30 protein-coding genes are annotated in these 26,775 nt (G+C 56.8%); 25 read left to right on the forward strand and 5 right to left on the reverse strand.

Features of this window, described 5'->3' with window-relative positions; genetic code table 11:
- Positions 1-60: 60 nt before the first annotated feature.
- The 3 genes from rplM (at position 61) to JK213_RS12900 (ending at position 2,316) form a co-directional block, all read left to right on the forward strand.
- The gene (gene rplM / locus JK213_RS12890; RefSeq protein ID WP_062028977.1) at positions 61-534 is read left to right on the forward strand and encodes a 50S ribosomal protein L13; all 474 of its coding nucleotides are present in this window, start codon (positions 61-63) and stop codon (positions 532-534) included.
- Positions 535-544: 10 nt separating this feature from the next.
- Positions 545-1,036, forward strand: coding sequence for a 30S ribosomal protein S9 (rpsI, locus tag JK213_RS12895; protein WP_062028979.1), 492 nt, complete (start codon positions 545-547; stop codon positions 1,034-1,036).
- 200 nt (positions 1,037-1,236) lie between these two features.
- Positions 1,237-2,316, forward strand: a complete 1,080-nt coding sequence (locus JK213_RS12900) for a branched-chain amino acid aminotransferase (protein ID WP_194262257.1) — start codon at positions 1,237-1,239, stop codon at positions 2,314-2,316.
- Between the two features lie 35 nt (positions 2,317-2,351).
- On the opposite strand, the gene JK213_RS12905 is transcribed toward JK213_RS12900, so the two are convergent.
- Both JK213_RS12905 and JK213_RS12910 read right to left on the reverse strand, forming a co-directional pair.
- A complete protein-coding gene (locus JK213_RS12905; RefSeq protein ID WP_194262258.1) occupies positions 2,352-2,948 on the reverse strand; it encodes an NTP transferase domain-containing protein in 597 nt (198 codons plus the stop codon).
- Positions 2,945-3,916, reverse strand: coding sequence for an XdhC family protein (locus JK213_RS12910; RefSeq protein WP_194262259.1), 972 nt, complete (start codon positions 3,914-3,916; stop codon positions 2,945-2,947). Before JK213_RS12910 ends, JK213_RS12905 begins: the two co-directional genes overlap by 4 nt.
- A gap of 168 nt (positions 3,917-4,084) precedes the next feature.
- Here JK213_RS12910 and JK213_RS12915 point away from each other — a divergent pair, with 168 nt between their 5' ends.
- The 7 genes from JK213_RS12915 (at position 4,085) to JK213_RS12945 (ending at position 9,056) form a co-directional block, all read left to right on the forward strand.
- Positions 4,085-5,281 carry a molybdopterin molybdotransferase MoeA gene (locus JK213_RS12915; RefSeq protein ID WP_194262260.1) on the forward strand — a complete coding sequence of 399 codons (1,197 nt, stop codon included), beginning with the start codon at positions 4,085-4,087 and terminating at the stop codon, positions 5,279-5,281.
- Positions 5,271-6,296, forward strand: a complete 1,026-nt coding sequence (gene moaA / locus JK213_RS12920) for a GTP 3',8-cyclase MoaA (protein WP_194262261.1) — start codon at positions 5,271-5,273, stop codon at positions 6,294-6,296. Before JK213_RS12915 ends, moaA begins: the two co-directional genes overlap by 11 nt.
- A 31-nt stretch (positions 6,297-6,327) precedes the next feature.
- Positions 6,328-6,810 (forward strand): cyclic pyranopterin monophosphate synthase MoaC, encoded by a 483-nt coding sequence (moaC, locus tag JK213_RS12925; RefSeq protein ID WP_099287068.1) that lies wholly within the window; start codon positions 6,328-6,330, stop codon positions 6,808-6,810.
- Entirely contained in the window at positions 6,807-7,646 is an 840-nt protein-coding gene (locus tag JK213_RS12930) for a MoaD family protein (RefSeq protein ID WP_194262262.1), read from the forward strand. The genes moaC and JK213_RS12930 overlap by 4 nt, the downstream gene beginning before the upstream one ends.
- Positions 7,643-8,137, forward strand: a complete 495-nt coding sequence (locus tag JK213_RS12935) for a molybdenum cofactor biosynthesis protein MoaE (RefSeq protein WP_194262263.1) — start codon at positions 7,643-7,645, stop codon at positions 8,135-8,137. Before JK213_RS12930 ends, JK213_RS12935 begins: the two co-directional genes overlap by 4 nt.
- 113 nt (positions 8,138-8,250) lie before the next feature.
- Positions 8,251-8,841 carry a hypothetical protein gene (locus JK213_RS12940; protein ID WP_206034827.1) on the forward strand — a complete coding sequence of 197 codons (591 nt, stop codon included), beginning with the start codon at positions 8,251-8,253 and terminating at the stop codon, positions 8,839-8,841.
- On the forward strand, positions 8,841-9,056 hold the full coding sequence (locus tag JK213_RS12945; RefSeq protein WP_194262264.1) for a hypothetical protein: 216 nt from the start codon (positions 8,841-8,843) through the stop codon (positions 9,054-9,056). The genes JK213_RS12940 and JK213_RS12945 overlap by 1 nt, the downstream gene beginning before the upstream one ends.
- A gap of 38 nt (positions 9,057-9,094) precedes the next feature.
- Here the strand turns inward: JK213_RS12945 and JK213_RS12950 are convergent, their stop codons facing one another.
- Positions 9,095-10,234, reverse strand: a complete 1,140-nt coding sequence (locus JK213_RS12950) for a type III PLP-dependent enzyme (protein ID WP_194262265.1) — start codon at positions 10,232-10,234, stop codon at positions 9,095-9,097.
- Positions 10,235-10,616: 382 nt separating this feature from the next.
- On the opposite strand from JK213_RS12950, the gene JK213_RS12955 reads away from it, so the two are divergent.
- Positions 10,617-11,666: a YihY/virulence factor BrkB family protein gene (locus tag JK213_RS12955; RefSeq protein ID WP_322783039.1), complete on the forward strand. Its 1,050-nt coding sequence runs from the start codon at positions 10,617-10,619 to the stop codon at positions 11,664-11,666.
- Between the two features lie 22 nt (positions 11,667-11,688).
- Here JK213_RS12955 and JK213_RS12960 read toward each other — a convergent pair whose 3' ends face one another.
- Positions 11,689-12,339 carry a septal ring lytic transglycosylase RlpA family protein gene (locus tag JK213_RS12960; protein WP_194262266.1) on the reverse strand — a complete coding sequence of 217 codons (651 nt, stop codon included), beginning with the start codon at positions 12,337-12,339 and terminating at the stop codon, positions 11,689-11,691.
- 153 nt (positions 12,340-12,492) lie between these two features.
- Here JK213_RS12960 and aroQ point away from each other — a divergent pair, with 153 nt between their 5' ends.
- The 4 genes from aroQ to JK213_RS12980 are packed head-to-tail and all read left to right on the forward strand — an operon-like array spanning position 12,493 to position 15,329.
- Positions 12,493-12,942 carry a type II 3-dehydroquinate dehydratase gene (gene aroQ / locus JK213_RS12965; RefSeq protein ID WP_041112562.1) on the forward strand — a complete coding sequence of 150 codons (450 nt, stop codon included), beginning with the start codon at positions 12,493-12,495 and terminating at the stop codon, positions 12,940-12,942.
- Positions 12,939-13,394, forward strand: coding sequence for an acetyl-CoA carboxylase biotin carboxyl carrier protein subunit (locus JK213_RS12970; protein WP_099287076.1), 456 nt, complete (start codon positions 12,939-12,941; stop codon positions 13,392-13,394). The genes aroQ and JK213_RS12970 overlap by 4 nt, the downstream gene beginning before the upstream one ends.
- Positions 13,394-14,746 (forward strand): acetyl-CoA carboxylase biotin carboxylase subunit, encoded by a 1,353-nt coding sequence (gene accC, locus JK213_RS12975; RefSeq protein ID WP_194262267.1) that lies wholly within the window; start codon positions 13,394-13,396, stop codon positions 14,744-14,746. The genes JK213_RS12970 and accC overlap by 1 nt, the downstream gene beginning before the upstream one ends.
- Before the next feature lie 13 nt (positions 14,747-14,759).
- A complete protein-coding gene (locus JK213_RS12980; protein ID WP_194262268.1) occupies positions 14,760-15,329 on the forward strand; it encodes an NIPSNAP family protein in 570 nt (189 codons plus the stop codon).
- An 82-nt stretch (positions 15,330-15,411) separates the two neighbouring features.
- On the opposite strand, the gene JK213_RS12985 is transcribed toward JK213_RS12980, so the two are convergent.
- Positions 15,412-16,095 (reverse strand): YfdX family protein, encoded by a 684-nt coding sequence (locus tag JK213_RS12985; protein WP_194262269.1) that lies wholly within the window; start codon positions 16,093-16,095, stop codon positions 15,412-15,414.
- Positions 16,096-16,505: 410 nt separating this feature from the next.
- Between JK213_RS12985 and edd the strand changes: the two genes are divergently transcribed.
- The 10 genes from edd to JK213_RS13035 all read left to right on the forward strand — a co-directional run.
- Positions 16,506-18,353: a phosphogluconate dehydratase gene (gene edd / locus JK213_RS12990; RefSeq protein ID WP_194262270.1), complete on the forward strand. Its 1,848-nt coding sequence runs from the start codon at positions 16,506-16,508 to the stop codon at positions 18,351-18,353.
- A gap of 12 nt (positions 18,354-18,365) precedes the next feature.
- On the forward strand, positions 18,366-18,989 hold the full coding sequence (gene eda, locus JK213_RS12995) for a bifunctional 4-hydroxy-2-oxoglutarate aldolase/2-dehydro-3-deoxy-phosphogluconate aldolase (RefSeq protein WP_194262271.1): 624 nt from the start codon (positions 18,366-18,368) through the stop codon (positions 18,987-18,989).
- 108 nt (positions 18,990-19,097) lie between these two features.
- On the forward strand, positions 19,098-19,661 hold the full coding sequence (locus JK213_RS13000; protein WP_194262272.1) for a metal-dependent hydrolase: 564 nt from the start codon (positions 19,098-19,100) through the stop codon (positions 19,659-19,661).
- Positions 19,658-21,235 (forward strand): bifunctional phosphoribosylaminoimidazolecarboxamide formyltransferase/IMP cyclohydrolase, encoded by a 1,578-nt coding sequence (purH, locus tag JK213_RS13005; protein ID WP_194262273.1) that lies wholly within the window; start codon positions 19,658-19,660, stop codon positions 21,233-21,235. The genes JK213_RS13000 and purH overlap by 4 nt, the downstream gene beginning before the upstream one ends.
- The gene (locus JK213_RS13010) at positions 21,232-21,582 is read left to right on the forward strand and encodes a hypothetical protein (protein WP_194262274.1); all 351 of its coding nucleotides are present in this window, start codon (positions 21,232-21,234) and stop codon (positions 21,580-21,582) included. The genes purH and JK213_RS13010 overlap by 4 nt, the downstream gene beginning before the upstream one ends.
- A gap of 111 nt (positions 21,583-21,693) precedes the next feature.
- Positions 21,694-22,974 (forward strand): flagellar hook-length control protein FliK, encoded by a 1,281-nt coding sequence (locus JK213_RS13015; RefSeq protein WP_211571737.1) that lies wholly within the window; start codon positions 21,694-21,696, stop codon positions 22,972-22,974.
- A 16-nt stretch (positions 22,975-22,990) separates the two neighbouring features.
- The gene (locus JK213_RS13020) at positions 22,991-23,725 is read left to right on the forward strand and encodes a flagellar hook assembly protein FlgD (protein ID WP_194262276.1); all 735 of its coding nucleotides are present in this window, start codon (positions 22,991-22,993) and stop codon (positions 23,723-23,725) included.
- 176 nt (positions 23,726-23,901) lie between these two features.
- Positions 23,902-25,581, forward strand: coding sequence for a flagellar basal-body MS-ring/collar protein FliF (gene fliF, locus JK213_RS13025; protein WP_194262277.1), 1,680 nt, complete (start codon positions 23,902-23,904; stop codon positions 25,579-25,581).
- Positions 25,582-25,586: 5 nt separating this feature from the next.
- On the forward strand, positions 25,587-26,591 hold the full coding sequence (locus JK213_RS13030; protein WP_194262405.1) for a flagellar motor switch protein FliG: 1,005 nt from the start codon (positions 25,587-25,589) through the stop codon (positions 26,589-26,591).
- Positions 26,591-26,775, forward strand: a 185-nt coding sequence (locus JK213_RS13035) for a hypothetical protein (RefSeq protein ID WP_211571738.1), incomplete at its 3' end; no start/stop codon positions are given. The genes JK213_RS13030 and JK213_RS13035, both read left to right, overlap by 1 nt.

The raw sequence follows: 26,775 nt of genomic DNA on the forward strand, positions 1-26,775 counted from the left end.
ACCGCAGGCGCCATCCACGGTGCGGCCTTTGTGGGCGCACCCCAAGCTGGAATGTCACTAATGAAGACCACACGTTCGCTGAAGCCAGCGGAGGTGACGAAGAACTGGGTGCTGATCGACGCCGAAGGGCTCGTTCTCGGCCGTCTCGCCACCATCATCGCCACCCGCCTGCGCGGAAAGCACAAGCCGCAGTTCACCCCGCACGTTGATTGCGGCGACAACATCGTCGTCATCAACGCCGAGAAGGTTGTCCTTACGGGCAACAAGGTCGGGCAGAAGCTGTTCCACTACCACACGGGTCACCCGGGTGGAATCAAGGAGCGCACCATCACGCAGCGTCTCACGGGCAAGCACCCGGGTGAAGTTGTCGAGAAGGCTGTCGAGCGCATGATCACCCGTGGTCCTCTGCAGCGCGCCCAGATGAAGCACCTGTATGTCTATGCCGGTTCCGAGCACCCGCATGACGGCCAGAAGCCCGTCAAGCTGGACGTTGCTGCGATGAACCGCAAAAACACCGTAACCCACGAGTCGTAAGGCCTGTATCATGTCCGAGACCCAAGAGCGCACCGGCACGCTGCAGGACCTTGCGAGCGTTGCTCCTGCCGTTACCTCCAACGCTGCCCCGGTTCACGAAGTCAAGCGTGACGCCCAGGGCCGTTCCTACGCAACCGGCCGTCGTAAGGACGCCGTGGCCCGCGTATGGATCAAGCCTGGCAAGGGTGACATCATCGTCAACGGCCGTCCGGTCACGACGTATTTTGCCCGCCCGGTCCTGCGTATGCTTCTCACGCAGCCGTTCCTGATTTCCGATCGTTACAACCAGTTCGACGTGTATTGCACGGTCGCTGGTGGCGGTCTGTCCGGTCAGGCTGGCGCCGTCCGTCACGGTATCTCCCGTGCGCTGACGTATTACGAGCCGAGCCTGCGCGGCATTCTGAAGGCTGCTGGCTTCCTGACGCGTGACAGCCGTATCGTCGAGCGTAAGAAGTACGGCCGTGCGAAGGCACGTCGTTCTTTCCAGTTCTCGAAGCGCTAATTTTTCAGTCTTCCCGGACGACGAAAAGCCCGGCCAGAAATGGCCGGGTTTTTTTGTGCTCTGATTTTGGGGGTGGTAGATATTTTAATTTCGTAAAAAAATCTAAAAAAGAAATAATCTTCCGTATCGCCAGCGTGAGCCATGTATGGCAGAGTGCGTCCGCTGTTTTAAAAGACCATAATCTTCGGAAGTGTTTTCCCATGACGCCTTTCATCATCGAAAAAACCGAAACCCCGACCGATCCCGTGAAGCGGACGGAACTGCTGGCCAATCCGTCCTTTGGGCGTGTCTTTACCGACCACATGGCCATCATCCGCTATTCCGCAGACAAGGGTTGGCATGATGCGAAAATCACGCCGCGCCGCCCCCTGAGCATTGATCCGGCCTCGACGGTTCTGCATTACGGGCAGGAGATCTTCGAGGGCATGAAGGCCTATCGGGAAAAGGACGGCCATGTCGCCACGTTCCGCCCGGAAGCCAACGCAGCGCGCTTTGCCGAATCCGCACGTCGTATGGGAATGGCGGAACTGCCAGAAGACCTGTTTGTGCAGGCCGTTGATGAACTGGTGCGCGTGGACCAGGACTGGGTGCCGTCTGGAGAGGGGCAGAGCCTCTATCTGCGGCCGTTCATGATTTCCAACGAGGTCTTCCTCGGCGTGAAGCCAGCGAACGAATATCTGTTCATCGTCATCGCCTGTCCGGTCGGAGCTTATTTCGGTTCCGGTTGTGTGTCCGTCTGGGTGTCTGAAAACTATACGCGGGCTGCGATCGGTGGCACGGGTGAAGCCAAGTGCGGCGGCAACTACGCCGGCAGCCTGATCGCTCAGGCTGAAGCGAAGGAGAAGGGCTGCGATCAGGTCCTCTTCCTTGATGCGCGCGAGCGTCGTTTCGTCGAGGAAATGGGCGGCATGAACGTGATGTTCGTTCGCAAGGACGGCAAGATCGTCACGCCGCCTCTGGGCGGGACCATTCTGCGCGGTATCACCCGTAACAGCCTGATCCAGCTTGCTGCCGATCAGGGAATTGAGGTGATTGAAGAGCCTGTCGAGATCGACGAGCTTTTTGAAGGTGCGGCCTCGGGCAAATATACGGAAGCGTTTGCCTGCGGCACGGCGGCGGTTCTCTCGCCGATCGGCAGGTTCGTCCGTCCGTCGGGCGAGGCTGTGTTCGGGGATGGAACAACGCCCGGCCCGATCTCCCAGAAGCTCAAGAAAACCCTGACGGATGTGCAGGGCGGCCGGACGAATGACGTCCATGGCTGGATTCACCGTATTTCCTGAAGTCTGCCAGCCGGGTTCATAACGAGCCCGGCTTTTCAGTCTCGATCAATCCATCCCGCCCGGATCGCAGCATCAAGCTGCTCGGGCGTGTCGATGTCGAAGCCGAGTTCGGGAGCGTGGAGGAAAGCCGGTGTGGTTGCGCCGTTTTTCCAGATCTGGCGCAGGCCGGTATCACCGCGCAGATCGGCAAGGCGTAGTTGCGTTGCAGGGCTGAGCAGGACTGGGATGCCTCGACCTTCCTCTCCATAAGCTGTGACGACATCCGTATGATTGTTGCCCTGTCTGACAAGGGTGTTGAGATGCTCGCATGTCAGACATGGCTGATCCGTGCCGGCAATCAACAGGAGGCCCGGATCTGTTCCAAGCGCCTGGTATCCGCATTGGAGCGAAGACGCCATGCCGGTTTTCCAGTCGTCATTCTGCACAAGAACACTGTCGAGACCCGCGAGAGCCTGACCTGTCTCTGTGGCCGCGCCACCCGTCACGACAACAAGGCGCTCCGGCCCTGTTGCTAGTAGGAGTTCTGCGATATGGCGCACCAGTGGGACGCCATTGACCGTCAGAAGCTGCTTGGGCCGTCCGAGCCGTGTGCTGCCCCCTGCGGCCAGAAGAAGAGCCGAGTGGCGGTTCATTGAGGCTGCTTTGCGATCATCTGGGCCAGAATGGAGAGTGCGATTTCCATGGGAGCCTGTGCGCTGATCTCCAGCCCGGCGGGCAGGTGCAGTCGGTCAAAGGCTTCGGCAGGGACGCCCGCTGCTCTTAGCGCCTCAAGGCGCCCGGGAATTTTGCGGCGACTGCCGAGAATACTGACGCAGAAAGCGTCTGATTTCAGCGCATGTGCCGTCAGCATCAAATCGGAATGAGCATCGTGGGTGAGGCTGTAAACCGCCGTCCATCGGTCCAGTGGCAGCGTAGGGAGGGCAGCCTCCAGATTTCCCCGCAAATAACGGGTCGGGGGCAGTCCCGGAGGAGGTTCGGGCGGTCCGTAGGGCCGGATCAGAATGGTTTCGAGTCCCATGATGGTGGACAGGCTCAGGATCGCGAGCGTGACCGGATCTCCCCCTGCCAGAACCAGTTTTATGGGCGGCAGGTAGGAACGGAAGAAACGGCCTGCTTCCTGTCCTGTAGGGCGCCCTTCGTCCCGGAACGTCATGCTTCCGCTGTCGAGATCCGTGACAAGGGTGATGGGGCGGCGGTTATCCCGTGCGGTTTTGCGGGCAGCAACATGAGCAGCGAGATCAGGGATCGTGCGCACGAAAATACCGATCCGCCCGCCACAGGTCAGCTGGATGTCCAGAACCGGACTGCCTGCGCCATAATCCAAAGTTCGGGGCTGTCCATCCTTCAGACATTCCAGCGCCTCGACGCGCACGGCTGCTTCTACACAGCCGCCCGACACATAGCCCTGGACCTCTCCGTCTTCGCAGATCGCCATTTCACTTCCCAGCGGGCGGGGCGAAGAGCCCGTGATGCTGACCAGTGTTGCCAGAGCCGCCCTTTTCCCGTCTGCGACCCAGCGTTCCAGTGTGGGAAGCAGATCGTCTGTCAGACCATAGTCCGGCCACTGGGGAAGGGGAGAGAGCTGTGCCGCGTCCGTCATGGGGGTCCCTGATGCGCTTTGAAGGCGTCAGGGTAACGCCAAAGACGATTATGACATACCCTTTCACCCACAGACTGTTGATCCGTGGGCCATGAGGTCTATATCGGCAAGGAACGCGGCGTCGGCATTTCAGCCAGCGCAACACACGCGCCAGCGACCGGAGCGGAAATGAGTGATCTCCTGAGCGTTACACGGGCCATGGAACTGCTGCTGGATTATGGCGGCAGCTTCGGGACCGAGACCGTGGATCTGACGATGGCGGCCGGTCGCGTCCTTCAGCAGACGATCCATGCCGAGCGCGCCCAGCCGCCTTATGATCGTGTGATGATGGACGGCATTGCCTATCGTCACGGCAGCGGCCAGACGCTGGTCTCGCACGGGATTCAGCGCGCCGGTGCACCGGGGCAGGTCTTGCCGGACGGTCCTGTCTGTCTGGAAGTGATGACGGGCGCGGTCTTGCCGGAAGGGGCGGATACCGTCGTTCCGGTCGAGCGTCTTGTCCGTGAAGGACGGCTGATCCGATTTGAAGAGGGCTATGAGCCGCGCAAGGGCCAGTTCATCCATCGCCGGGGTTCCGATTGTGCCGCTGGCACGGAACTTCTGACGCCGGGGCGTCGGCTGGATGGTCCGGCGCTGGCAGTTCTTGCGGGGAATGGGCATGCGCAGGTCAGCGTGTCGCGGATTCCTTCCATCGGGATCGTGGCGACGGGCGACGAACTCGTGGATGTGGGCGCTCCTGTGCGGGACTGGGAAATCCGCCGCTCCAACGAATTCGCCTTGACCGGCGCGCTCCTGTCACGCGGGTTCAACTGCATTGAACGCTCCGTCGTTCCCGACGATCTCGCGGAGACAATCGTGGCGTTGCGCGAACAGCTCTCGCGGCATGATGTTCTGATCCTGAGCGGAGGCGTTTCGATGGGGGCGTTCGATCACGTCCCCAAGGCACTGTCGAAGATCGGGGTCGAGCGGGTGTTCCACAAGGTGGCGCAGCGTCCGGGCAAGCCGTTATGGTTCGGGGTCGGGCCGGAAGGGCAGCGCGTTTTCGGACTGCCGGGTAACCCGGTTTCCGCCACGACCTGTGGAGTGCGTTACGTCATGCCGATGCTTCTGGCCGGGCAGGGGCTGAGCCGCCCCGAACCCTACAGGGTCATGCTGGACGCCGATGCCGAACTGATCCCGACGCTGACGCGTTTTCTGCCTGTAAAACTCCATCATGATGCGACGGGGCAGGCACGCGCAACGCCGTGTCCAATGCCAACATCCGGGGATTTCAGCTTTCTAGCTTCAACGGACGGGTTTGTGGAACTGTCGCGCGGGGATGGTGTGTCGCCCCGTGGAACGGCCGTGTTGTTTCATGGCTGGTAACGCCCTGACCGATCGCTTCAGCCGTCCGTTGCATGATCTGCGGATCTCCGTGATGGATCGGTGCAATTTCCGTTGCCCGTACTGCATGCCGGAAGCAACCTATCACGAGCATTTCCGCTTTCTGGAGCCCAAAGAGCGTCTGAGCTTCGAGGAAATCGAACGCGTGGCGCGCGTGGCCGTATCGCTCGGGGTGCGCAAACTGCGCCTGACAGGCGGCGAGCCACTTCTGCGTCCGAAGCTGCCGGACCTCATAGCACGTCTGGCGTCCATCCCGGGCGTGGAAGATGTTGCTCTGACCACGAACGGCGTTCTGCTGGAGCGGCATGTTCGGGAATTGAAAGCGGCGGGGCTGAATCGTGTAACGGTCAGTCTCGACAGTCTGGACCCGGCGGTTTTTGCGCGGATGAGCGGAGGCCGCGCGCAGCTTGAGCCGGTTCTGGAGGCCATCGATAGCGCTGCGCAGGCAGGTTTTTCAGGCGGCGTGAAACTGAACACCGTCATCCAGCGCGGCCTGAACGATACAGGCGTCGAAGCACTGGCCGAACGTTTCCGCCACAGTGGCGTCGTGCTGCGGTTCATCGAATACATGGATGTCGGAACGCGCAATCACTGGGAGCGGGCGGAAGTGGTTCCGTCGCGTGAACTGCTGGAACGGCTTGACGCCCGTTGGCCGCTCGAACCGGTCGACGCGCATTATCGCGGGGAAGTGGCACAACGATACCGCTACTGCGACGGGGGCGGAGAAGTCGGGTTTATTTCTTCCGTCACAGCGCCGTTCTGCGGAGACTGTTCCCGCGCACGTCTCTCGTCGGAGGGGCAGATTTATACCTGCCTGTTCGCGTCGGAAGGGACGGATCTGCGGACGCTTCTGCGGAGCGACGAAGGCGATACGGCCCTGCATGCGCTTCTGGCCAAGGTGTGGCGCCAGCGGACGGACAGGTATAGTGAGGAGCGGGCTGCGTCTACGGACGCACCAGCACGTCGCCGCATTGAGATGAACTATATCGGCGGTTAGAAACGGTAGTCGGATCGGGAGATCGAACACGATGAAAACGCTCACCCATGTCAACGAGCACGGCGAAGATCCGCGCATGGTCGATATCAGCGGCAAAGACGTGACCGAGCGCAGCGCCCATGCGCAGGCCCGTCTGGTTTTCCCGTCCGACATGGCGCGGACGCTGTCTGACGCCGGGTTCATGACGGCCAAGGGCGCTGTTCTGACCGTGGCGCAGATTGCGGGCGTGATGGGTGTGAAATCGACATCGCAGCTCATTCCGCTGTGTCATCCGCTGGCCCTTAGCGGCTGCCGGGTGGATATCACGATCGAGGGCGACGAGGCGGTGATTGACTGTCGCGTGTCGTGCAAGGGGCGGACAGGTGTGGAAATGGAAGCCCTGACCGGCGCGTCCGTGGCGGCGCTTACGATCTACGACATGTGCAAGGCCATGTCCCATGACATGGTCATCCGCGAGGTCCGGCTGATGGGCAAGGCAGGCGGCAAGCGCGACTTCCAGAGGATCGAATCGTGAAGCCACTTTACGGCCTGATCCTTGCGGGTGGGGCCAGCAAACGCATGGGGACGGACAAGGCCGCGCTCACCTATAACGGCAAGCCGCAGCTTCAGGCCGCATTCGATGTCCTGTCGCCTCTGGTGGAAAACTGTTTCGTCTCGGTGCGTCCGGACCAGACGGAAAATCCTCTTCGGGCGGATTTTCCCCAGATCGTCGATTCAGTAGAAATCGACGGCCCGGCGGCCGGTCTGCTGTCCGCGCATCTGGCTCATCCGGATGTCGCCTGGCTGGTGCTGGCCTGCGATCTGCCGATGCTGGATCGGGGCACGTTGGAGAACCTGATCGCAAGGCGGGAGGCCACAGACGTCGCAGTTGCCTATCGCAGCGAACATGACGGTCTGCCGGAGCCGCTCTGTGCCATCTGGGAGCCCGAGGCGCTCGATCGTCTGGAACAGCAGGTTCTGGATGGCCGGACCTGCCCGCGCAAGCTGCTGATCAACAGTCCGACAAAGCTGCTGGAGCCTTATGCCCGTGGCGCGCTCGACAATATCAACACGCCCGAGGAACGCGAGGATGCGACCCGGCGTCTGGAACACCCGACAGGAGGGCCGATGATTCGCCTGACACTGGAATATTTCGCACAGCTCCGGGAGTTGGCCGGCAGGCGCGAGCAGACGCTTGAGACTACATGCGCAACCGTCGGGCCGCTTTACGAGGAACTGCGTGCGACATACGCCTTTCCTTTCGAAGCCTCGAAGCTCCGTGTGGCGATCAATGGTGATTTCGCGCCCTGGACGCAGCCCCTCAAGGACGGAGACCACATCGTGTTCATTCCGCCGGTGACGGGAGGATGAGCCGCTTTCGGATGGCGTCTGAGCCCGTGGATCTGAACCTGCTGCGTGAAGATCTGCATCTGGCCGAGGCGGGTGGCTTCTGCACCTTTGAAGGCTGGGTCCGTAACAGGAATGACGGCCGCCCCGTGGACGGTCTGGAATATGAATCCTACGAAGCGCTGGCGCAGCTTGAGGGCGAACGGATCGTCGTAGAAGCGCTGGAACGTTTCGAGATCAGCGCGGCCGTGGCCATGCACCGGACGGGTAGTCTGAAGGTCGGGGAGGTCGCCGTCTGGATCGGTGTTTCAGCCCCGCACCGCGACGCAGCATTCCGGGCCTGCCGCTACATCATCGACGAGATCAAGCACCGTGTTCCTGTCTGGAAGAAGGAACATTATCTGGATGGGGATGCCGAATGGGTGGCGTGCCATCATTGCCAGACGGCGCCCCGTGCCTCCGAAACGGATGCTCATGACCACGATCATGGACAGTGTGGCCATCACCACCACTGAGTGGGCCTGACTGCGGAGCAGAAGCTTTCTGTTCCGCAGCGTTTTTTTGAGTTGTAATTGCAAATCATTCTCAATTAGGATGAATCCGGTCCTGCTGATTCGGAGTTATCCCCATGACACGGCTGTCGCTTTCCCTGTCCGATCTCTGCTGCTGTGAACGGCTGGCGCTGTGGAGCATCCGCTGCCTCATCAGCCATTACCGTTTGCCAAACTGCCCTGAGACAAAAACGACCGACGGCCTGTTCCCGGTCTGCTTCCGCCCGGCGCTCGATGCTGCGGAAGGGGCCTTCTCGGACGCCGTTCATCTTCTGAATGTTGCGGGACAGCCGGGGCTCGCGGTGAACGCGCCGGGCATGCAGTCCCTGACGGTTTTGGAAGAGCGTTTCCTGCGCGGGATCGTCGCGGCCCAGAATGAAGGCCAGCGTGACGTTTTCGTCCTGCTGGCAGAAGTCTTTCCCGATCGCTTCGTACAGGGCTGTCTTGCCACGGCCCTGACGCTCCTGGCGGATTGTCTCGCCGGAGCAGGGCATTGGCTCCCCAAGACCTTGTTGAAAGACGAGACGACGATTTCAGGCGGCGGAGCATTGTCGTCGATCAGCCGCTGGCGCTCCGTCAGCCCGTCGCGGATGCGCGTCCTGTGGCCGCAGGATAGCGGCCCTCTCCAGCGTGAGAGAGCGCCCGAAGCGAACCGGGTGATGCACTGATGATGTCGCTGGGCAGGCGCACTGCCCGGAACGGCGTTGCATCACGCATTCCGGGCTTTGAGGAGCTGGAACATATGACGGTCTGTCTGTTGCTGCTGCTCGCAGGCGTGGTTGGGTTCTGCTGGCTGGCCTGCGTCAATCTTGAAATTTCCGCCGACGACCTCCTGTCCGCACTGGGGTACCAGTCTGGTCTGGAAGAGACGTTCAGGGGGTAGACCGTCTCCGGCCCACGGATGGACCGGAGACGCCGTTTTCAGATGTAATATTCGGTCAGCGGCGGAAAGCCGTTGAAACCGACAGAGCAGTACGTCGAGACATACGCGCCGGTAGCGAGAATCTCGACGCGATCGCCACATTCGAGCGAATCCGGCATCGGGATGCGGTTCTTCTCGTACATGATATCCACACCATCGCAACTCGGACCGGCCACGACACATGGCGAACGGGTGCTGTCTTCTAAATCGCGGGAGGTGCGGAACGTGTAACGGATGGCCTCGCCTTCCGTCTCCGCCAGTCCACCAAAACGGCCGATATCGAGATAGACCCAGCGCGGATCGGTGACGGCACCGCCACGTCGGCTGACGAGAATGACCTCGCTCGACACGACCCCCGACTGTCCAACCATGTAGCGGCCCGGCTCCAGCAGAATTTCCGGCGCACCATCCGGGAAATGCGTCTTGAGGGACGTATGGATCGTGTCTGCGAAATCCTGAACGGAAGGGACGTTCTCGCGGTAATGCGTCGGGAAGCCGCCACCCAGATTGAGCATCTGAAGGTCCACGCCCTGCGCGCGCAGATCATGATACAGGCCAGCCGCCTTGGCGATGGCGTGATCATAAGCCGCAACGCCGGTTTGCTGGCTGCCGACATGGAAGGACAGGCCATAAGGCTTCAGGCCGAGTTCGCGTGCGCGCAGCATGAGCGTGCGGGCATTGTTCAGCGTGGTGCCGAACTTGCGTGACAGGGGCCAGTCGGCACCTTCGTTCTCGACCGCGAGGCGGCAGAAAACGCGTGCGCCAGGCGCATGCTTGCCGAGCTTTTCCAGCTCTTCGATGCTGTCGAACACGAACAGGCGGATGCCCAGATCGTAGGCTTCACGGATCCATTCCGGCTTCTTCAGCGTATTGCCGTAAGAGATCCGGTCCGGTGTTGCGCCGGCATCGAGACACATGCGGATTTCCGCAATGGAGGCGGCGTCGAAGGAAGAGCCCAGCCCGACGAGGCGTTCGAGAATGGCCGGAGCCGGGTTGGCCTTGATGGCGTAATAGATTTTCGCTTCCCCGAGCGCATCGTGCAGGGCACGGTAATGCGCGCCCACGACGTCGAGATCGACGACGAGGCAAGGGGTTGCCGGCTTCTGCTCGGCAAGGAAGCGTGAGATTTTGGGAGTCATGACACTCAATTCCCAGAACCGGACTCGTCAGGGAACGATATCGCCCTGCGAGTGTGTTGCGAAACGGTCGAACGGACCGGCGAATAGCGGGAATCCGTAACGGGTGGACTCCTGAAGGCCAGAACGCTTGACGTCGTTGCGTAACCTCGAGTGGGCCAGTGGCACGTGCGTTGCTGCGTGAGGCGGGCATATGGGACCAAATGCCCTGTCGTGCAACCGCTAATTTTGCATTGTGATGCTTTTGCCAATATTGGTGAGCTGAATCAGGGCGAATTCGGAACGCTGAAGGCATCTTCCGCGTAGGTACATGCTCATGTCGTTCGATCTAGACTGTCATGAGCGCGACCGCTGCCCCAACAGGACACTGCCGAGGAAACCCTGCGTGAGTTTGACATCCGAATCTGCGACCCTTTCCGGCTCCCGGGTCATGCCGGAACAAGCTGTATCTTCGGAGTCGGGACAATCACCTGCTGCTACGGATGCCGCTGATCCGAATGTCGCATCATCCCAGAACAGACTGCATCATGCCGCCTGGCGGGTCGTTGCCAAGCATCTCTTCGCCGAAGTCGGCTCCAGCCAGACTTCGCTCTCTGCGGCGGGATGTGCGTTTTACGCCACGCTGTCGCTTTTCCCGGCCATCTCCAGCCTGATTTCCCTTTATGGTCTGGCCTTTGATCTTCAGTCGGTCGAACCCCAGCTCGAAGTGCTGAGGCATCTCCTGCCGCCATCGGCCTATGCCCTGATCGGTGACCGGATTCACGAACTGATTTCCCAGCCCCACTCGTCGCTGACAATTGGTCTGATCTTCTCGCTGGCGGTGGCCCTGTGGTCCGCTTCGGCCAGTACGAAGTCGATCCTCTCCGCATTGAATATGGCCTATAATGCGCAGGAAACGCGGAGTTTTCTGAAGTTTCAGGCTGTCGCGCTGTCAACTACGCTGACGGCTATTGTGGGCGCTGCGCTCACTCTGGCGCTGATGGTGGCAGCACCCGCGCTCGTGGATTACCTGCCGCGCCATGTCAGTTTCCTCAGCGATCCGCCATTCCCGGTGAATTTTCTGCTGTCCTACGGCGCGCCAATGATCGTGCATACGCTTGCGCCGGTTCTGATGCTGCTGTTCGTCTTTATTGCCGTGACGCTGCTGTACCGCTTTGCGCCGTGCCGCGTGCATACAGAATGGCGCTGGATCTTTCCGGGCTCGATCCTTGCGACGATCCTGTGGGTCGCAACGTCTCTTGGCTTTTCATGGTATGTCGCGCATTTCGCCAGCTATGGCGCGACATATGGGCCTCTCGGCGCTGTCGCAGCCATCATGATGTGGCTTTTCGTAAGCGCGTATGTCGTGCTGTTCGGAGCAGAGCTGAACGCCAGCCTTGAGGCCCGGGCCGGTAAAAGTCAGGCCGTGCCCCCGGAAGAAACAAGTCTGGCCTGAAGATCAGGCCAGACGTTCAGCGTCAGTGGTGATGGTGCGGGATACGCTGTGATGCGCTGCCCCGCGGAGAGGCAGGGGCTATATTGGTGCCTGAGGCTTCAATCGCCTGTGCGCTGGTATCTGACGGATCGGCTTCCGCCACTTCAGGCTCGGAGCTGGACTGCGGGGAGGGAACCGCTTCCGTCATTTTCGCGATCGTCACATGCGCCGTTCCTGCGCCCAGCATGCCGATTTTCGCGGCCGCAGCGTGGGACAGATCTATGATGCGACTGTTGAAGGGGCCACGGTCATTGACCGTCACCACGACCGACCGTCCCGTATCCTGTGACGTCACGAGCAGCTTCGTCCCGATGGGAAGGGAAGGGTGTGCGGCGGTCAGATCATTGGTATTGAATGTCGCGCCGCTTGCGGTGCGCCGTCCGTGGAAATGCCGTCCGTACCAGCTTGCCATGCCATGCTGGGACCACGCATGTGCGGCCTGATGGGCCCGGTTGGAGAGTGCCGCCCGAACGGAGTTTGCCCAGCTTGTTCTCGGCGTACCATCAACGGCGGACTCGTCACTCGCATGTGCGGTGTGATGACCGGCCAGACCTGCAAGCGCTACGGCAAATGTCATGCTGCGCAGGGGGATGAAGCCTAGGGGATTGCGAAGGGCAGACAGGTTGAAGCGCACTATATCAGGTTCTTCTCCAGTGGACGGGACGGGCTCAGATTGGTCCTGATAGCACAAAAATGCTGCCCTGTCGCCTTTTGGACACCCTGAAGACGGCAGCAATAGGGCAATGACGCTTTCATGACAGCTTCGAAAGTGCTATCGCGCGGCCAGATGAAACGCCCTCTGATCACCGTTCTCAACGGTCCGAATCTCAATATGCTGGGTCTTCGCCAGCCCGGAATCTATGGCCACGCCACGCTCGACGATGTCGAGCAGGTGTGCATTCAGGCTGCCGAACGGCTTGATGTTGCCATTGATTTCCGCCAGACGAACGGAGAGGGTGAGCTTGTGTCCTGGGTTCAGGAGTGTCGCGGCCGTGCAGACGGAATCGTGATCAATCCCGCAGCTTATGGACACACCTCGATTGCCCTGCTCGATGCGCTTCTGGCGGTCGAACTGCCGGTGGTTGAGGTTCATATTTCCAATATTCATCGCAGGGAGCCGTTCCGTCATCACACCTACGTCTCGCAGGCCGCCATCGGCGTGATCTGTGGCCTCGGCGTCAGGGGATATGCGCACGCGCTTCAGGCAATAACCGACATGATCGAAGACGAAGGATGAGCCGTATGCTCGTGGACAAGGATGCCATCCGGGCATTGGCCGATATTCTGACACAGACCGGCCTGACCGAAATCGAGATTTCCGAAGCGGACAGCCGTATCCGCGTGGCGCGCAACGTGAACGTGGTGCAGGCTGCTGCTCCGGTGCAGGCTGCTGCGGCACCCGCGGCTCCGGCTGTTGCCGCCGCTGTTGCGGCTCCGGCCGATCCGGCCAAGCACCCGGGCATGGTGCCAAGCCCTATGGTGGGCGTTGCCTATCTGACGCCCGATCCGTCCTCTCCGCCGTTCGCCGTCGAAGGCCAGACGGTGACTGCGGGTCAGACGATCATGCTCATCGAAGCCATGAAGACCTTCAACCAGATCAAGGCCCCCCGCGCCGGCACCCTGACGAAGTTCCTTGTCGAATCCGGTCAACCAGTCGAATTCGGCGAAGCACTGGCGATCATCGAGTAATGATTTCCAAGGTCCTCATTGCCAACCGGGGTGAGATCGCGCTGCGGATCCAGCGCGCCTGCCGCGAGATGGGCATCAAAACCGTTGCCGTGCATTCGACGGCAGACGCCGATGCGATGCATGTGCGCCTTGCGGACGAAGCCGTCTGCATCGGTCCGCCGAGCGCGCGCGACTCCTATCTGAATGTTGCCGCCATCCTTTCGGCTGCGATGATCACGGGAGCAGACGCCATTCATCCCGGTTATGGCTTCCTGTCGGAAAATGCCGAGTTTGCCGAGATCGTGGAAGAACACGGTCTCGCGTTCATCGGCCCGACCGCCGAACATATCCGCACGATGGGCGACAAGATCGCTGCCAAGACGACCATGCGCGCGCTCGGTGTGCCGCTGGTGCCGGGGTCCGATGGCGGTCTGGCCGACTTGCAGGCCGCGCGTGAAGTTGCGGACAAAGTCGGCTATCCGGTCCTCATCAAGGCTGCTGCCGGTGGCGGCGGACGTGGGATGAAGGTCGCGATGACGGCGGACGACATCGAGGAAGCCTGGTCGGTGGCCCGTGCCGAAGCCCGTGCGGCTTTCGGCAATGACGAGGTCTATCTCGAGAAATATCTCAACCGTCCGCGTCACATCGAGCTTCAGATCCTTGGCGATGCGCATGGCAATGTCGTGCATTTCGGCGAGCGTGACTGTTCGCTCCAGCGCCGTCATCAGAAGCTGCTGGAAGAAGCCGGTTCACCGGCCCTGACGGACGCCGAACGTGAGGAAATTGGCCGCACCGCGACCGAGGCTCTTTCGCGCATGGGCTACCGCAATGCGGGCACGCTGGAGTTCCTGTATCAGGACGGCCAGTTCTGCTTCATCGAGATGAACACGCGTCTTCAGGTTGAGCACCCGGTGACGGAGATGGTCTGCAACGTGGATCTCGTGCGTGAGCAGATCCGCATCGCCTCTGGTGAACCGCTTGGGTACACGCAGTCGGACATCAAGATGTCCGGGCATGCGATTGAGTGCCGCATCAATGCGGAAGATCCGGAGACCTTCATGCCGAGCCCCGGTACGATCAAGGTGTTCCATGCTCCGGGTGGTCTGGGTGTGCGGATGGACAGCGCCATTTACGCTGGCTATCGCATCCCGCCTTACTACGACAGCATGATCGCCAAGCTGATCGTGCATGCCCCCACGCGCGCCGAAGCCATTGCCCGCATGCAGCGTGCTCTGGACGAATGTGTGGTGGATGGCGTGAAAACGGTCATTCCGCTCCATCAGAAAATTCTGGCTGACCCTTCTTTCCAGAAGGGGGATTACACCATCCACTGGCTGGAAAATTTCGTTGCTGCCCAGCAGGCAGGAAAGTAAACCGGAGTCACCTATGAGTTACGCGGAAACCATTATCCTCGATATCCGGATCGGGCAGGTGCCTGTGGTGGTTTCCGCGCTCACGGGGCGTGACGGGCTTGGCGTCTGGGTCAGCGAGATCGGTGTGCTCAACCGGGTTGTCCTGTTCCGGACCGCCGACACCTATGCCGGTCTTCTGGATGGGCGACCCGAGCTTCTTGCTGCGATCCCCAAAGACGCTATTCAGAGCGTTGATGTCACAAGCTGGCGCCTCATTTCGCCCCTGCTTCCTGCCGGGGCGCACGGTGGCGTTTATGAATGGCGCTGCTACGAGATGAAGCTGGGGCAGGTTGGGGATGTGGAGGGAGCCTTTGTGGCGTCCCTCCCGCCACGGCTGGAGCTTTCCGGGCTGGTCTGCGGGATGGTTTCTGTCGAAGGGACACCACGGCTGGCCCATATCTGGCCCTACGCAGACATGAATGCGCGTATGGAGATCAGGGCTCAGGCTGTTGCGAGCGGGATCTGGCCACCTAAGGTCGCAAGCCATCTGAACATTATGGAAAATGCGATTCTGCTTCCGGCCAAAGATTCCGCTTGGCGTTAAGACGGTACGAACAACATAGAAAAAAGCGGTGAGGCTTGAGCCTGCACCGCTTTTTTTATGCCTTAGGCCCTGCTTCGAAAAATTACTTCTTGGCGGCTGTCGGAGCAGCAGGAGCCAGTGTTTCGATCGTGCTTTCGGAAACGAATACAACCGACTCCAAAGCCTGTGTCAGCGCAGCGACAGCCTCCTGAGGGTTATGCCCTTCGGTGAAGACGGTTGCCCGATAAACCGCACCCTGCACCGGTGTAAGCGGGGCCAGCGCCATAATGAAATCTGCATCGGCTCCGACGACCTGCATGGTCTGGGCAGCCTGATCCGTATTGCCAGACTTCAACTGCGCATTTGCGGTGGCGACCGCAGCTTTCTTTTCAGGAGCCAACGTCTCGCTCACGACGAACTCACCGCCGACTGGAAGCCAGTCCGTTTGTCCGACGACAGGCTGATGGTTGGCGATAACGGGATGCTGCGGAGCAGGATGGAGATCGTTTTCGGCAGCCTGAAACTTTTTGTCAGCCTTTTCCGCGGCGGCAAGACGTTTCTGGGCATCATAAAGTGCCGGAATGGCGGCTTCGGTCTTGCCGGTCGTCTGGAGAATGTCACGAGCCTTCAGAATATCCTGAAAGGCGCGCTGTCCGTCAGCAGAAAGATGATGGAAAGCGCGGTGAGCCTTGAATTTTTCCCAATGGGTATGAAGTGAATCAGCGCTGGCAAAAGGTGTTGCGCAAAGGATGGATGAAATCGCGGCGACGGCGGGAATGAATTTCATGATATTATCTCCGTGAATATTCTGTTCTGACCCTTAGCGGTATTTCATCAGGATAGATCAGACAAATTACCGATCATTTAATGACTGTCGGTCCATTTTGATATTTTTCAGAATCCTCTCCCATCAGGCAGGGTTTTCTCGCTGCGCGCTGACAGGTCCTGGGGATTGTGACTAACAGATGCAATTCTCTTTATTGCGCGCGGAGTTTAATTTTTAGAACTTATCGACACCATGAAATGATTTATTGAAATAAAAATGAGAATATTGGGGTTTTCATTTGGGGAATGGCTTGCCCTGAAGGAGGGCTTTCCGTATGAACGGGGCCTCAATCACGATACCGTGCCTTGCACCGTAAAGTCGGCCTTTCCGGAGTGCATTGCAGGCATCAGCCGAGTAGCGAGTATTTCCAGATGTCTCTGAATCCCGTCGTCGAGAGTGTGACTGCCCGTATCATCGAGCGTTCGAAAATCTCCCGGCGCCGGTATCTTGCTCTGATGGAGCGCAACCGGGCCAAAGGCGTGCTCCGGCCCAGACTCGCCTGCGGAAATCTGGCTCATGCGATCGCGGCTTCCAGCCCCGACAAGCCGGAGCTGATGCGTCCCACCGGGACCAATATCGGCATCATCACGACCTATAATGACATGCTTTCGGCGCATCAGCCCTATGGGCGCTACCCTGAGCAGATCAAGCTGTTTGCCCGTGAAGTCGGGGCAACCGCTCAGGTCGCGGGTGGTGCGCCGGCCATGTGTGATGGTGTGACGCAGGGGCAGGAGGGGATGGAACTGTCCCTGTTCTCCCGCGACGTGATCGCAATGTCCACGGCGGTCGGTCTGAGTCATGGGATGTTCGAAAGCGTGGCGCTGCTCGGGATCTGCGACAAGATCGTGCCGGGGCTTCTGATGGGCGCCCTGCGTTTTGGTCACCTGCCGACCATGCTGATCCCGGCCGGTCCGATGCCATCCGGCCTTCCGAACAAGGAAAAGCAGCGCATCCGCCAGCTCTACGTTCAGGGCAAGGTCGGACAGGCCGAACTGATGGAAGCGGAAAACGCCTCCTACCACAGCGCCGGAACCTGCACATTTTATGGAACGGCCAATACGAACCAGATGATGGTCGAAATCATGGGCCTGATGATGCCGGATTCGGCATTCATCAATCCCAACACGAAGCTGCGTCAGGCCATGACCCGTTCGGGCATTCACCGGCTGGCGGAAATCGGACTGAATGGCGAAGACGCCCGTCCGCTCGCGCAGTGTGTGGATGAAAAAGCGATCGTGAACGCTGCTGTCGGACTTCTGGCGACGGGTGGGTCGACCAACCATGCGATCCATCTCCCAGCGATTGCCCGCGCTGCGGGCATTCTGATCGACTGGGAAGACATCAGCCGTCTGTCTTCCGCTGTTCCGCTGATTACCCGCGTTTATCCGAGCGGCTCGGAGGACGTGAATGCGTTCAATCGCGTGGGGGGTATGCCAACGGTTATTGCCGAACTGTCGAGCGCCGGAATGCTGCATCAGGACATTCTCACGGTCTCGCGCGGCGGCTTCTCCGACTATGCGCGTCGTGCTTCGCTTGAAGGCGACGACCTCGTTTACAGCCGCGCAAAGCCGTCCACCGACACCGACATCCTGCGTGATGTGACAACGCCGTTCCGTCCGGATGGCGGTATGCGCCTGATGACGGGCAATCTGGGGCGTGCGATTTACAAGAGCAGCGCCATTGCGGCGGAACACCTGACGGTCGAAGCGCCTGCACGGGTGTTTCAGGACCAGCATGACGTCATCACGGCCTATCAAAATGGCGAACTTGAGCGTGACGTTGTCGTGGTCGTGCGTTTTCAGGGGCCGGAAGCCAATGGCATGCCGGAGCTGCACAAGCTGACCCCGACGTTGGGTGTGTTGCAGGACCGAGGCTTCAAGGTGGCGCTTCTGACGGATGGTCGTATGTCGGGCGCCAGTGGCAAGGTGCCAGCCGCCATTCATGTCGGCCCTGAAGCGCAGGTCGGCGGTCCGATCGCCCGCGTGCGCGACGGCGACATGATCCGCGTCTGCGCCGTGAACGGCCAGATCGAGGTACTGGTGGATGCCGCCGAATGGGACAGTCGCACGCCAGTCGCCCCGCCGCTCCCGGCATTGGGAACGGGCCGGGAGCTGTTCGCGCTGCTGCGTTCAGTGCATGATCCGGCCGAAGCGGGCGGGTCCGCGATGTTGGCCCAGATGGATCGCGTGATCGAAGCCGTCGGCGACGATATTCACTAAGGAAGATTTCTCATGATCGATACTGCCAAACTTGATGCCGTCATGAGCCGCTGTCCGGTCATGCCGGTGCTGGTGGTCAATGACGTGGCGCAGGCCCGTCCGATGGCCGAGGCTCTGGTGGCGGGTGGCCTGTCCACGCTGGAAGTCACGCTGCGGACGCCCTGTGCGCTCGAAGTCATCGAAGAAATGTCTAAGGTGCCGGGTGTCCTCGTCGGTGCGGGCACCGTTCTGAACCCGTCCGATATGGACCGTGCCGTGAAAGCGGGCGCGCGTTTCATCGTTAGCCCCGGCCTGACCGAGGCGCTCGTCAAGGCTTCCGTCGAGCACGATGTTCCGTTCCTGCCGGGTGTCGCCAATGCGGGTGACATTATGCGCGGTCTCGATCTGGGCCTGTCGCGCTTCAAGTTCTTCCCGGCTGTGACGAATGGCGGCATTCCCGCGCTGAAGAGCCTTGCCAGTGTTTTCGGCAGCAATGTCCGTTTCTGCCCGACGGGCGGCATTACGGAAGAGAGCGCCCCGGACTGGCTGGCCCTTCCGACCGTTTCCTGCGTCGGTGGCTCCTGGGTGACGGCGGGCGCGTTCGATGCGGACAAGATCCGTCAGCGCGCAACGGCCGCGGCCCTCCTGAAGGTCTGAACGCGCGCCAATAAACGGTTCACGGGGTCAGTGTTATGCTACGGCTTCCCGTGAACGTTTTATGAACAAATGGTTTGCGGGACGGCCTGAACCAGATCATAAGGGCGCGTGACTGGACGTTCCCATTTATTGATCGGCGGCTTTGCCGTGTTGTGTGCCATGCGCTGGCATGTGCTTTCCCCTGAGCCACTTTCCGTCTGCACGGGCCTGCTGGGTAGTCTTCTGCCTGACATTGATACCGAGCGCTCCATGCTCGGGAGCCGGGTAAAGATCCTTTCCCGCTTTCTGGCGAAAGCCTTCGGCCATCGTGGTCTGACGCATTCTGGCCTGATGCTGCTCGTGGCTGCGGCTGTCACGAATGGCCTAATGGGTCCTGAGAGTCTCCGCGGACCGTGGGGTGCCCTGCTGTTGGGAGCTGCGACGCATATAGCCGCCGACCTTCCGACAGGAGGGTGCCAGGTCTTCGCCCCTCTCAGCCGTTCGCGACTTTCGCTCTGGCCTTATGTCCGGACTGGCGGCATCGGGGAAATCATGCTTCTTGTGCCCATCCTCTGCCTTCTGGGCTGGGCAGGATTTTCCGGTAATGGCCCTGTTCCGGGCCATGTCCCTCCATCTGCGCATCACTCGCGGTTGCGCGGACATGTTTTGAAGGATATTTCATTCTCATCATGACACAGACCCGACTCCCCGTTCGCCGTGCCCTTCTCTCCGTTTCTGACAAAACGGGACTGATCGAACTGGGGCGTGCGCTCGCCGCCCACGGTGCGGAACTGCTTTCGACCGGGGGGTCCGCCAAGGCTCTTCGTGACGCCGGTCTGGCAGTCAAGGATGTCTCGGACCATACCGGTTTTCCGGAAATTCTGGACGGGCGGGTCAAAACCCTCGTGCCTCAGGTCCATGGTGGCATTCTCGGGCGCCGCGATCTTGCCGATCATGTTGCGCAGATGGCGAAGCATGACATTGCTCCGATCGATCTGGTCTGTGTGAACCTCTATCCGTTCGCTGCAACTGTCGCATCGGGGGCCGGTGACGAAGACTGCATCGAGAATATCGATATCGGTGGCCCCGCCATGATCCGTGCGGCTGCCAAGAACTTCGATCACGTCGCAATCCTGACGGATCCGCAGCAATATGCGGCGGTCATCGCATCGTTGGAGCAGGGCGGTACGGTGCTGGTCGAACGGCGCAGCTACGCGGCCTCCGCTTATGCTCATACAGCGGCCTATGACAGCATGATCTCCCGCTGGTTTGCCAAACAGGCCGGCGAGATTCTACCGCCTGTTCTGACTCTGAGCGGGACACGGGATGATCTGTTGCGTTACGGCGAAAACCCGCATCAGAAGGCGGCCTTTTATCGTGACGGCAGCCAGCGCGCCGGCGTGGCGAGCGCACGACAGCTGCAGGGCAAGGCGCTGAGCTACAACAACATCAACGACACGGATGCAGCGTTCGAGGCTGTCGCCGAGTTTGACGAGCCGACTGTCGTTATTGTCAAACATGCCAATCCATGTGGCGTGGCCTCTGCCGCAACGCTGGAGCAGGCTTGGATTGCGGCTTTACGCTGCGACCCCGTCTCGGCTTTCGGCGGTATCGTCGCCCTCAACCGGACGCTGGATGGCGCGACGGCGCAGAGGATCAGCAAGATCTTCACGGAAGTGATCGTAGCTCCCGATGCCGATGCGGAGGCCATTGAGGTCTTGGCAAAGAAAAAGAATCTGCGTCTGCTGCTCACGCAGGGTGTGCCCGATCCGACGGCCGAGGGATTGTCGTTCCGCTCAGTCGCAGGTGGTTTTCTGGCCCAGAGCCGTGATGCAGGCCGGGTGACGCAATCCGATCTCAAGGTCGTCACCAAGCGTGCGCCGACGGATCAGGAAATGAAGGATCTGCTGTTTGCGTTCCGCGTCGCAAAGCATGTGAAATCAAACGCCGTCATTTACGTCCGCAATGGCGCCACGGTCGGCATTGGCGCCGGGCAGATGTCACGTGTAGACAGCGCGCGCATTGCCGCGCGAAAGAGCGAAGATGCGGCAAAGGAAGCTGGAGAGCATGCTCCGCTGACAATCGGATCGGTTGCGGCGTCGGATGCGTTCTTCCCCTTCGCGGATGGTCTTGAGAGCGTCGTTGCGGCGGGTGCCGTGGCTGTCATTCAGCCAGGTGGCTCCATTCGCGATCAGGAGGTGATCGATGCGGCAGACGCAGCCGGGATCGCCATGGTATTCACCGGCATGAGGCATTTCAGACATTGAAAAAGCTCGCTTGCGCCAGCCTGGTTCTGGCTCTGTCCTTTTCTGCAGCGGAAGCTGCCCCCTGTGTCTATGACATGACGCCACTTCCGGTGACCAAGGGGACTGTCGCCAACATCACGCCCACCGGCGTGCAGCTCAGCGACGGTACGGCTGTCATCCTGCCCTCAGAGTTTCTGGCGCATATTCACCTGAACCAGAAACTGGCCGTTAGGGGACTGGTTGCAAAGACAACGCATACCGTTCAGGCTCTGGCCCTCGATGGTAATCCACCCATCTGCCCAAGCACGCCGGCGATCCCAAGAGGAGCCTTTCCAGGCTCGCCAGGATACGACACGATCCATCCCTGATCGGCCTACGTTTGGATGTAGTGTCGGGCAGTCGTTAAACGCTTTCTTTACGCTTCTTGTGCAATGATTTTCCGGATTGACCGATGCTGGCGGATCCGGAGGCACAAGTTCTTGTCACATGTCACGACATCCGCAGTTATGACGACCACTGGCCTCAGGCGCGTTGACGTTGCTCCTGAGGCACAATTGGCTTCCAATGAGCGGTTTCACGATTTTCTGGAAAGCTACGTGCATCCGGAAATGCCTAAGCATTCTGAGACCCGACAGAATGCTTCAACTGTTAAACCGCAGCCTGCAAAAACAGAACCTTTTGAATCCCAAGGTCAAACTGCAAAGCAGCCTTCGAAAAGTCTGCCTACACTGGATTCCAGGGTGCCGAGAAAAGTAGTCCCACAATCGGAAGACCATACTCTCCCCACCAAGCAGATGACTGCTCCCAAAAAAGCAGCTCTGCCTGTCGGGCAAAAAGCAGTTTCAGGAAGTGGTAAAGAACAGACACGAGGCAATAAAATTCAAGGAAAAACACTTCAGTCAGTTTCGAGGGATGTTGATAGTAAGTACGCGCCTAATGAAAATCAGAAAATCACGCAAAAAAATTCAGTAAAATCTGAACAAACTGAGGTTATTGATAATAACCTAGTATCCAATCCTGATGCGACATCTATGAGTGTTGGTGAAGCAGATTTTCCTAAAGAAAATACAAATTCATCAAATAATTATGATTCAGAATTCATTATTGAGAAATCTTCATTTGAAAAAAATGATATAAAAGAAAATATTTCTGTTAAAAACTTGGAAAAAATTACAGAATTAAAAGAAGATTTTATATCTAAAAATATTTCTTCCATTGATTCAAAGGATGTATCTTCCGAAAAAGTAGTTTCTGAAGCATTGGAGGAAGCTCCATCCGAAACGAATGCAGAAAACAAAACTGCATCCGCTGACGAAGACGAAAAAATTTCTCGGCGAGACAATCAAAATACGCTGCTTTATCAACAAGAAAATAATGGAAAAACAACCACTCATATCGAAATGAACGTCGGTGGGAGTGAAAAAATACACGTGGAAATTGATGGGTCTGATGGTAAAGAACATCGAATTCATATCAACACAGATAATCCAGAAGTCTATCAGTCTCTCAAAGACGATCATAGTAAACTGATTGCAGCTTTAACTGATAATTCGATTCCTGTTTCTGGAACGCAATCCATAGCGAAAACAGATATCCAGATCAGCCTTTCGGTACCATCCTTTCTTGACATGTCGTCGCGTGACGATCGTCAAGAGGGGCGTAACCGCTCGTCTGGTAATTCAAGGGGTAATACGCCGGTATCCTCAACATCTGTCACTGAACGCCGATTTCTCCGAGGCGTTGTCGATCTCACTGTTTGAGAATAGGATTAAAACCATGGTTACTTCAGTTGGAACAACAACTGGAACTACTTCTCTTTTAAGCCAGGCAATAAGCGCTGCGAAAAGCAATGCGGCGACAAATGCCGCAGCAGCTTCGAATAACACAACAAGCAGTGCAAGTAGTTCTTCGTTGTCTTCTTTGGGCGGAAACTTTAATCAGTTTCTTACGCTTCTTACGACACAATTGCAGCATCAAGATCCCAGTAATCCAACAAGTACGGACTCATTCACAGCTGAATTAGCCCAATTCGCCGGGGTGCAGCAGCAGGTCGAAACCAATACAAACCTGACGAGCTTGATTTCGGCCACCCAGGATAATCAGATGGCTTCAGCTGTCAGCCTTATCGGAAAAACAACTACGGCAAGCACGTCCAGCCTGCCATTACAAAGCGGGAGCGCGTCGTTGTCATTCACAGCCCCTCAGGCTGGTGATGTGGCGATTGCGATAACTGATAGTACAGGAACCGTCGTCAAATCAGAGACAGTCGATGCCTCGGTTGGAACGAATACATGGACATGGGACGGTAAAAACAACAGTGGCACGCAGTTAAGTAATGGAGCTTATACTGTGGCTGTAGAGGGAAATTCTACAGACGGAACCACTGTTGCTCTTCCGACAACGGTTACAGGAACTGTTACCGGTGTTTCAAAAGGAACTTCGGGAGTGAATATTGATATGGGAAGCGCGACCATTAACATGAGCGATCTGACCGGATTTTCAAGCACCTGATTTCGAGGGGCGGTGAGGCCGCTTGTTAGTCATGTATTAAGCTTTTTGTTCCACAATGGAGTTCATCAAAAGTAAGTTTTTCAGGGATAAGTGAGTATGTGGGCAGGACAGAGAGGTTTTTCTGACGGGAATCGCAGCGGTCTCGATTCTCTGAAAAACCGGAAAGAGAGCAATCAGTGAAAGCTCTTCTGGCAAACCTCAAACAGCTCGGTCTCCCACGTCTGGCTGCTCTTGGTGGTGTTGGCGTCTCAATGCTTGTCCTGCTGGGGGTTTTAGTCCTGCACGGTGTCAACGCCACGAATGGCCTTTTGTATCGAGATTTGGAACCTCATGAAGCTGGTGAAATTGTAGATCAGCTTTCAAAAGCTCACATTAAATACCGTCTTCAGGATCAGGGTAGTACAATCATGGTACCTGATGATGATGTGGCCCGTGCTAGATTGCTTCTGGCTAAAGGCGGTTTGCCGTCTGGAGGGTCCGTTGGATACGAGATCTTTGATAAGGGTAACAGCTTCACTGCAACTCAATTTGAACAAACTATCAATGAAACTCGGGCGCTAGAAGGAGAATTAGAGAGATCTATTCGCCTGATTCACGGGGTACAGAATGCAAGAGTGCACCTTGTGCTTCGTCATAGAGAGCTTTTTTCAACAGATGAGCAGAGCGCGCAAGCAAGCGTGCTTCTCTCCATGGATGGGGGGCGTAGACTCGATGAGGAAAATATCGCCGCAGTAGTCAATCTTGTCGCGGCAGCGGTTCCGGGGTTGGATGCTCATAATATTTCATTGATAGATAACCGTGGCCATGTCCTTCTTAAACAGGGAGAAGGAAGCGCGAACGGTGGCGAGTCCTTGGAAGAACAACGCCAGATAATTGAGCAACGTATCGCACATGAAGTTGAGGACTTACTGGGAGCGTCCTTGGGTCCAGGACATGTGCGTGTGGAAGCAAATATTACGATGAACAATGATCATGTTCGTGAAACGCAAGAAAATTACGATCCTGATCAGCAGGTTTTACGTTCTCAGCAAACTAAAACAGAAAAAAATATCAATACTCAAGGTTCTAGTAATACAACGGTTTCGAATAATCTTCCGAACGCAAATGCGGGTCAGCAGCAAAATGGAAGTCAAAGCAATCGACAAGAGCAAACAAATAACTATGAAATAAGTAAGACTGTTCGTACTTTAGTGCAGGACCAACCGCGTATTGCACGCATCAGCATGGCAGTGATGGTGGACGGCATTAGTCAGTCGGATGGAAAGGGTCATTCTTCTTGGCAGCCGCGTAATGAAGAAGAATTGAACCGTTTAACAGCTTTAACTAAAAGTGCCGTTGGTTTCGACCAGGCTAGAGGGGATGTGGTAACGGTCATGTCCATGAAATTTAGTAATATAGAAGCTGAAATGCGGCCCGTAAATTCGGATTGGAGTAAATTTTTCAGCCGTTCAAATCAAATGGAAGCTGTAAGATTCTCATTGTTTGCGATATGCCTTGCAATGGTTTTGTTTTTTGTTGTCCGCCCATTATTGAAGCCTGTATCTAATAATAATTCTAATAAGTTATTTAATTCATCAAATTCTTCTGAGTCAATTCAACCAATGTCTTTATCGTCTCAAAATTCAATTTATTTGTCCGATAATCAATCTGAAATACAAAAAATTCCAATGCTTGAAGTTTCTAATAAAGGAACGAATTTAATTGATGAAGATACTGTATTTGTCAACGGTGTACAGGGAAAAATTAGGGCTTCTTCCGTACAAAAAGTTATAGATCTTATAGAAACTCACCCTTCTGAAAGTATTTCTTTGGTAAGAGGATGGTTGATTCCATCTCAGGAAGGAGCATCGAGATAATGGATATGGAAAAAAATATCTCAGGTGTACAAAAAGCAGCCATCTTGATGATGGCCTTAGGTGAAGAAAATTGTTCTAAGTTGTTTGAACAAATGCATGAGGAAGAAATCAGAGAAGTTTCTTCTGCAATGGCTCAATTAGGTATTGTATCATCCAATCTCGTAGAAAAAATATGCCATGAATTTAGTCAAGGATTAGGCTCGGCTGAAGGAGTGGTTGGGGATCTTGAAAGCACAGAAAAGCTTCTTAAAAACGCACTGCCCGCCAGCAGAGCTGCCGCAATCATGGAAGAAATTCGGGGTCCTGCAGGGCGCACGATGTGGGATAAGTTGGGGAATGTATCAGAATCAGTGCTCGCAAATTATTTAAAAAATGAATATCCACAAACAGTGGCTGTTATTCTAAGCCGGATTAAATCTTCTCATGCAGCTAAAGTATTGGCACTTTTTCCTGAAGAATTTTCATTAGATATTATGATGAGAATGTTAAAAACAGAAACAGTACAAAAAAACGTAATTCAAAGTATAGAAAAAACTTTGCGATCAGAGTTTATTTCTAATATTCCGAGAGGAATAAATCGTAATAGCCATGAAGTTTTAGCTGATATATTTAATAATTTTGATAGAAGACTCGAAAATAGATTTATGTCGGCTTTGGAAGAGAGGAGTCAAATCGATGCCGAACAAATTAAGAGTCTTATGTTTACCTTCGAAGAGTTGGTGAATCTTTCTGGAGAAGGTTTGATCACCCTGTTGAACCAGCTTCCTCGTGAGAGCCTGCCATTAGCACTTAAAGGAGCAAGTGATAGGTTGCGCCAAGCGTTTCTGGGGGCGATGTCTGATCGTGCAGGACGTATCCTATTGGATGAAATTGAAGATTTGGGGCCTGTGCGGGTAAAGGATGTCGATATAGCTCAAAATGAAATTCTCATTATCGCTAAAGACTTAGTTGATCGCGGAGAAATTGATCTGATAGATCAAGAAAAACCAGAAAATGAGATGATTGTTTGATGACTAGGAAAACATTGGCAGAGCAAAAAAAAATAGGAATTTTGTATTCTGAGGATTTTGAAAAAACCTCTATTGAAAAGATAATAATAAAAATACCTGAAGATTCTTCAAATATAGAAAAAGAAGAGTTATTTTCAAAATCGTTTTTAGATAAATACTATGAAGATGGCTTCCAGAATGGAAT

This window comes from Gluconobacter sp. Dm-44, assembly GCF_018256175.1.
GTDB classification, from domain to species: Bacteria; Pseudomonadota; Alphaproteobacteria; order Acetobacterales; family Acetobacteraceae; genus Gluconobacter; species Gluconobacter cadivus.

Excerpts from the sequence above, each read along its gene's own strand:
- rplM (WP_062028977.1), top strand. The coding sequence starts at position 61 with ATGAAGACCACACGTTCGCTGAAGCCAGCGGAGGTGACGAAGAACTGG.
- rpsI (WP_062028979.1), top strand. The coding sequence starts at position 545 with ATGTCCGAGACCCAAGAGCGCACCGGCACGCTGCAGGACCTTGCGAGC.
- JK213_RS12900 (WP_194262257.1), top strand. The coding sequence starts at position 1,237 with ATGACGCCTTTCATCATCGAAAAAACCGAAACCCCGACCGATCCCGTG.
- JK213_RS12905 (WP_194262258.1), bottom strand. The coding sequence starts at position 2,948 with ATGAACCGCCACTCGGCTCTTCTTCTGGCCGCAGGGGGCAGCACACGG.
- JK213_RS12910 (WP_194262259.1), bottom strand. The coding sequence starts at position 3,916 with ATGACGGACGCGGCACAGCTCTCTCCCCTTCCCCAGTGGCCGGACTAT.
- JK213_RS12915 (WP_194262260.1), top strand. The coding sequence starts at position 4,085 with ATGAGTGATCTCCTGAGCGTTACACGGGCCATGGAACTGCTGCTGGAT.
- moaA (WP_194262261.1), top strand. The coding sequence starts at position 5,271 with ATGGCTGGTAACGCCCTGACCGATCGCTTCAGCCGTCCGTTGCATGAT.
- moaC (WP_099287068.1), top strand. The coding sequence starts at position 6,328 with ATGAAAACGCTCACCCATGTCAACGAGCACGGCGAAGATCCGCGCATG.
- JK213_RS12935 (WP_194262263.1), top strand. The coding sequence starts at position 7,643 with ATGAGCCGCTTTCGGATGGCGTCTGAGCCCGTGGATCTGAACCTGCTG.
- JK213_RS12940 (WP_206034827.1), top strand. The coding sequence starts at position 8,251 with ATGACACGGCTGTCGCTTTCCCTGTCCGATCTCTGCTGCTGTGAACGG.
- JK213_RS12945 (WP_194262264.1), top strand. The coding sequence starts at position 8,841 with ATGATGTCGCTGGGCAGGCGCACTGCCCGGAACGGCGTTGCATCACGC.
- JK213_RS12950 (WP_194262265.1), bottom strand. The coding sequence starts at position 10,234 with ATGACTCCCAAAATCTCACGCTTCCTTGCCGAGCAGAAGCCGGCAACC.
- aroQ (WP_041112562.1), top strand. The coding sequence starts at position 12,493 with ATGAAACGCCCTCTGATCACCGTTCTCAACGGTCCGAATCTCAATATG.
- JK213_RS12970 (WP_099287076.1), top strand. The coding sequence starts at position 12,939 with ATGAGCCGTATGCTCGTGGACAAGGATGCCATCCGGGCATTGGCCGAT.
- accC (WP_194262267.1), top strand. The coding sequence starts at position 13,394 with ATGATTTCCAAGGTCCTCATTGCCAACCGGGGTGAGATCGCGCTGCGG.
- JK213_RS12980 (WP_194262268.1), top strand. The coding sequence starts at position 14,760 with ATGAGTTACGCGGAAACCATTATCCTCGATATCCGGATCGGGCAGGTG.
- JK213_RS12985 (WP_194262269.1), bottom strand. The coding sequence starts at position 16,095 with ATGAAATTCATTCCCGCCGTCGCCGCGATTTCATCCATCCTTTGCGCA.
- edd (WP_194262270.1), top strand. The coding sequence starts at position 16,506 with ATGTCTCTGAATCCCGTCGTCGAGAGTGTGACTGCCCGTATCATCGAG.
- eda (WP_194262271.1), top strand. The coding sequence starts at position 18,366 with ATGATCGATACTGCCAAACTTGATGCCGTCATGAGCCGCTGTCCGGTC.
- purH (WP_194262273.1), top strand. The coding sequence starts at position 19,658 with ATGACACAGACCCGACTCCCCGTTCGCCGTGCCCTTCTCTCCGTTTCT.
- JK213_RS13020 (WP_194262276.1), top strand. The coding sequence starts at position 22,991 with ATGGTTACTTCAGTTGGAACAACAACTGGAACTACTTCTCTTTTAAGC.
- JK213_RS13030 (WP_194262405.1), top strand. The coding sequence starts at position 25,587 with ATGGAAAAAAATATCTCAGGTGTACAAAAAGCAGCCATCTTGATGATG.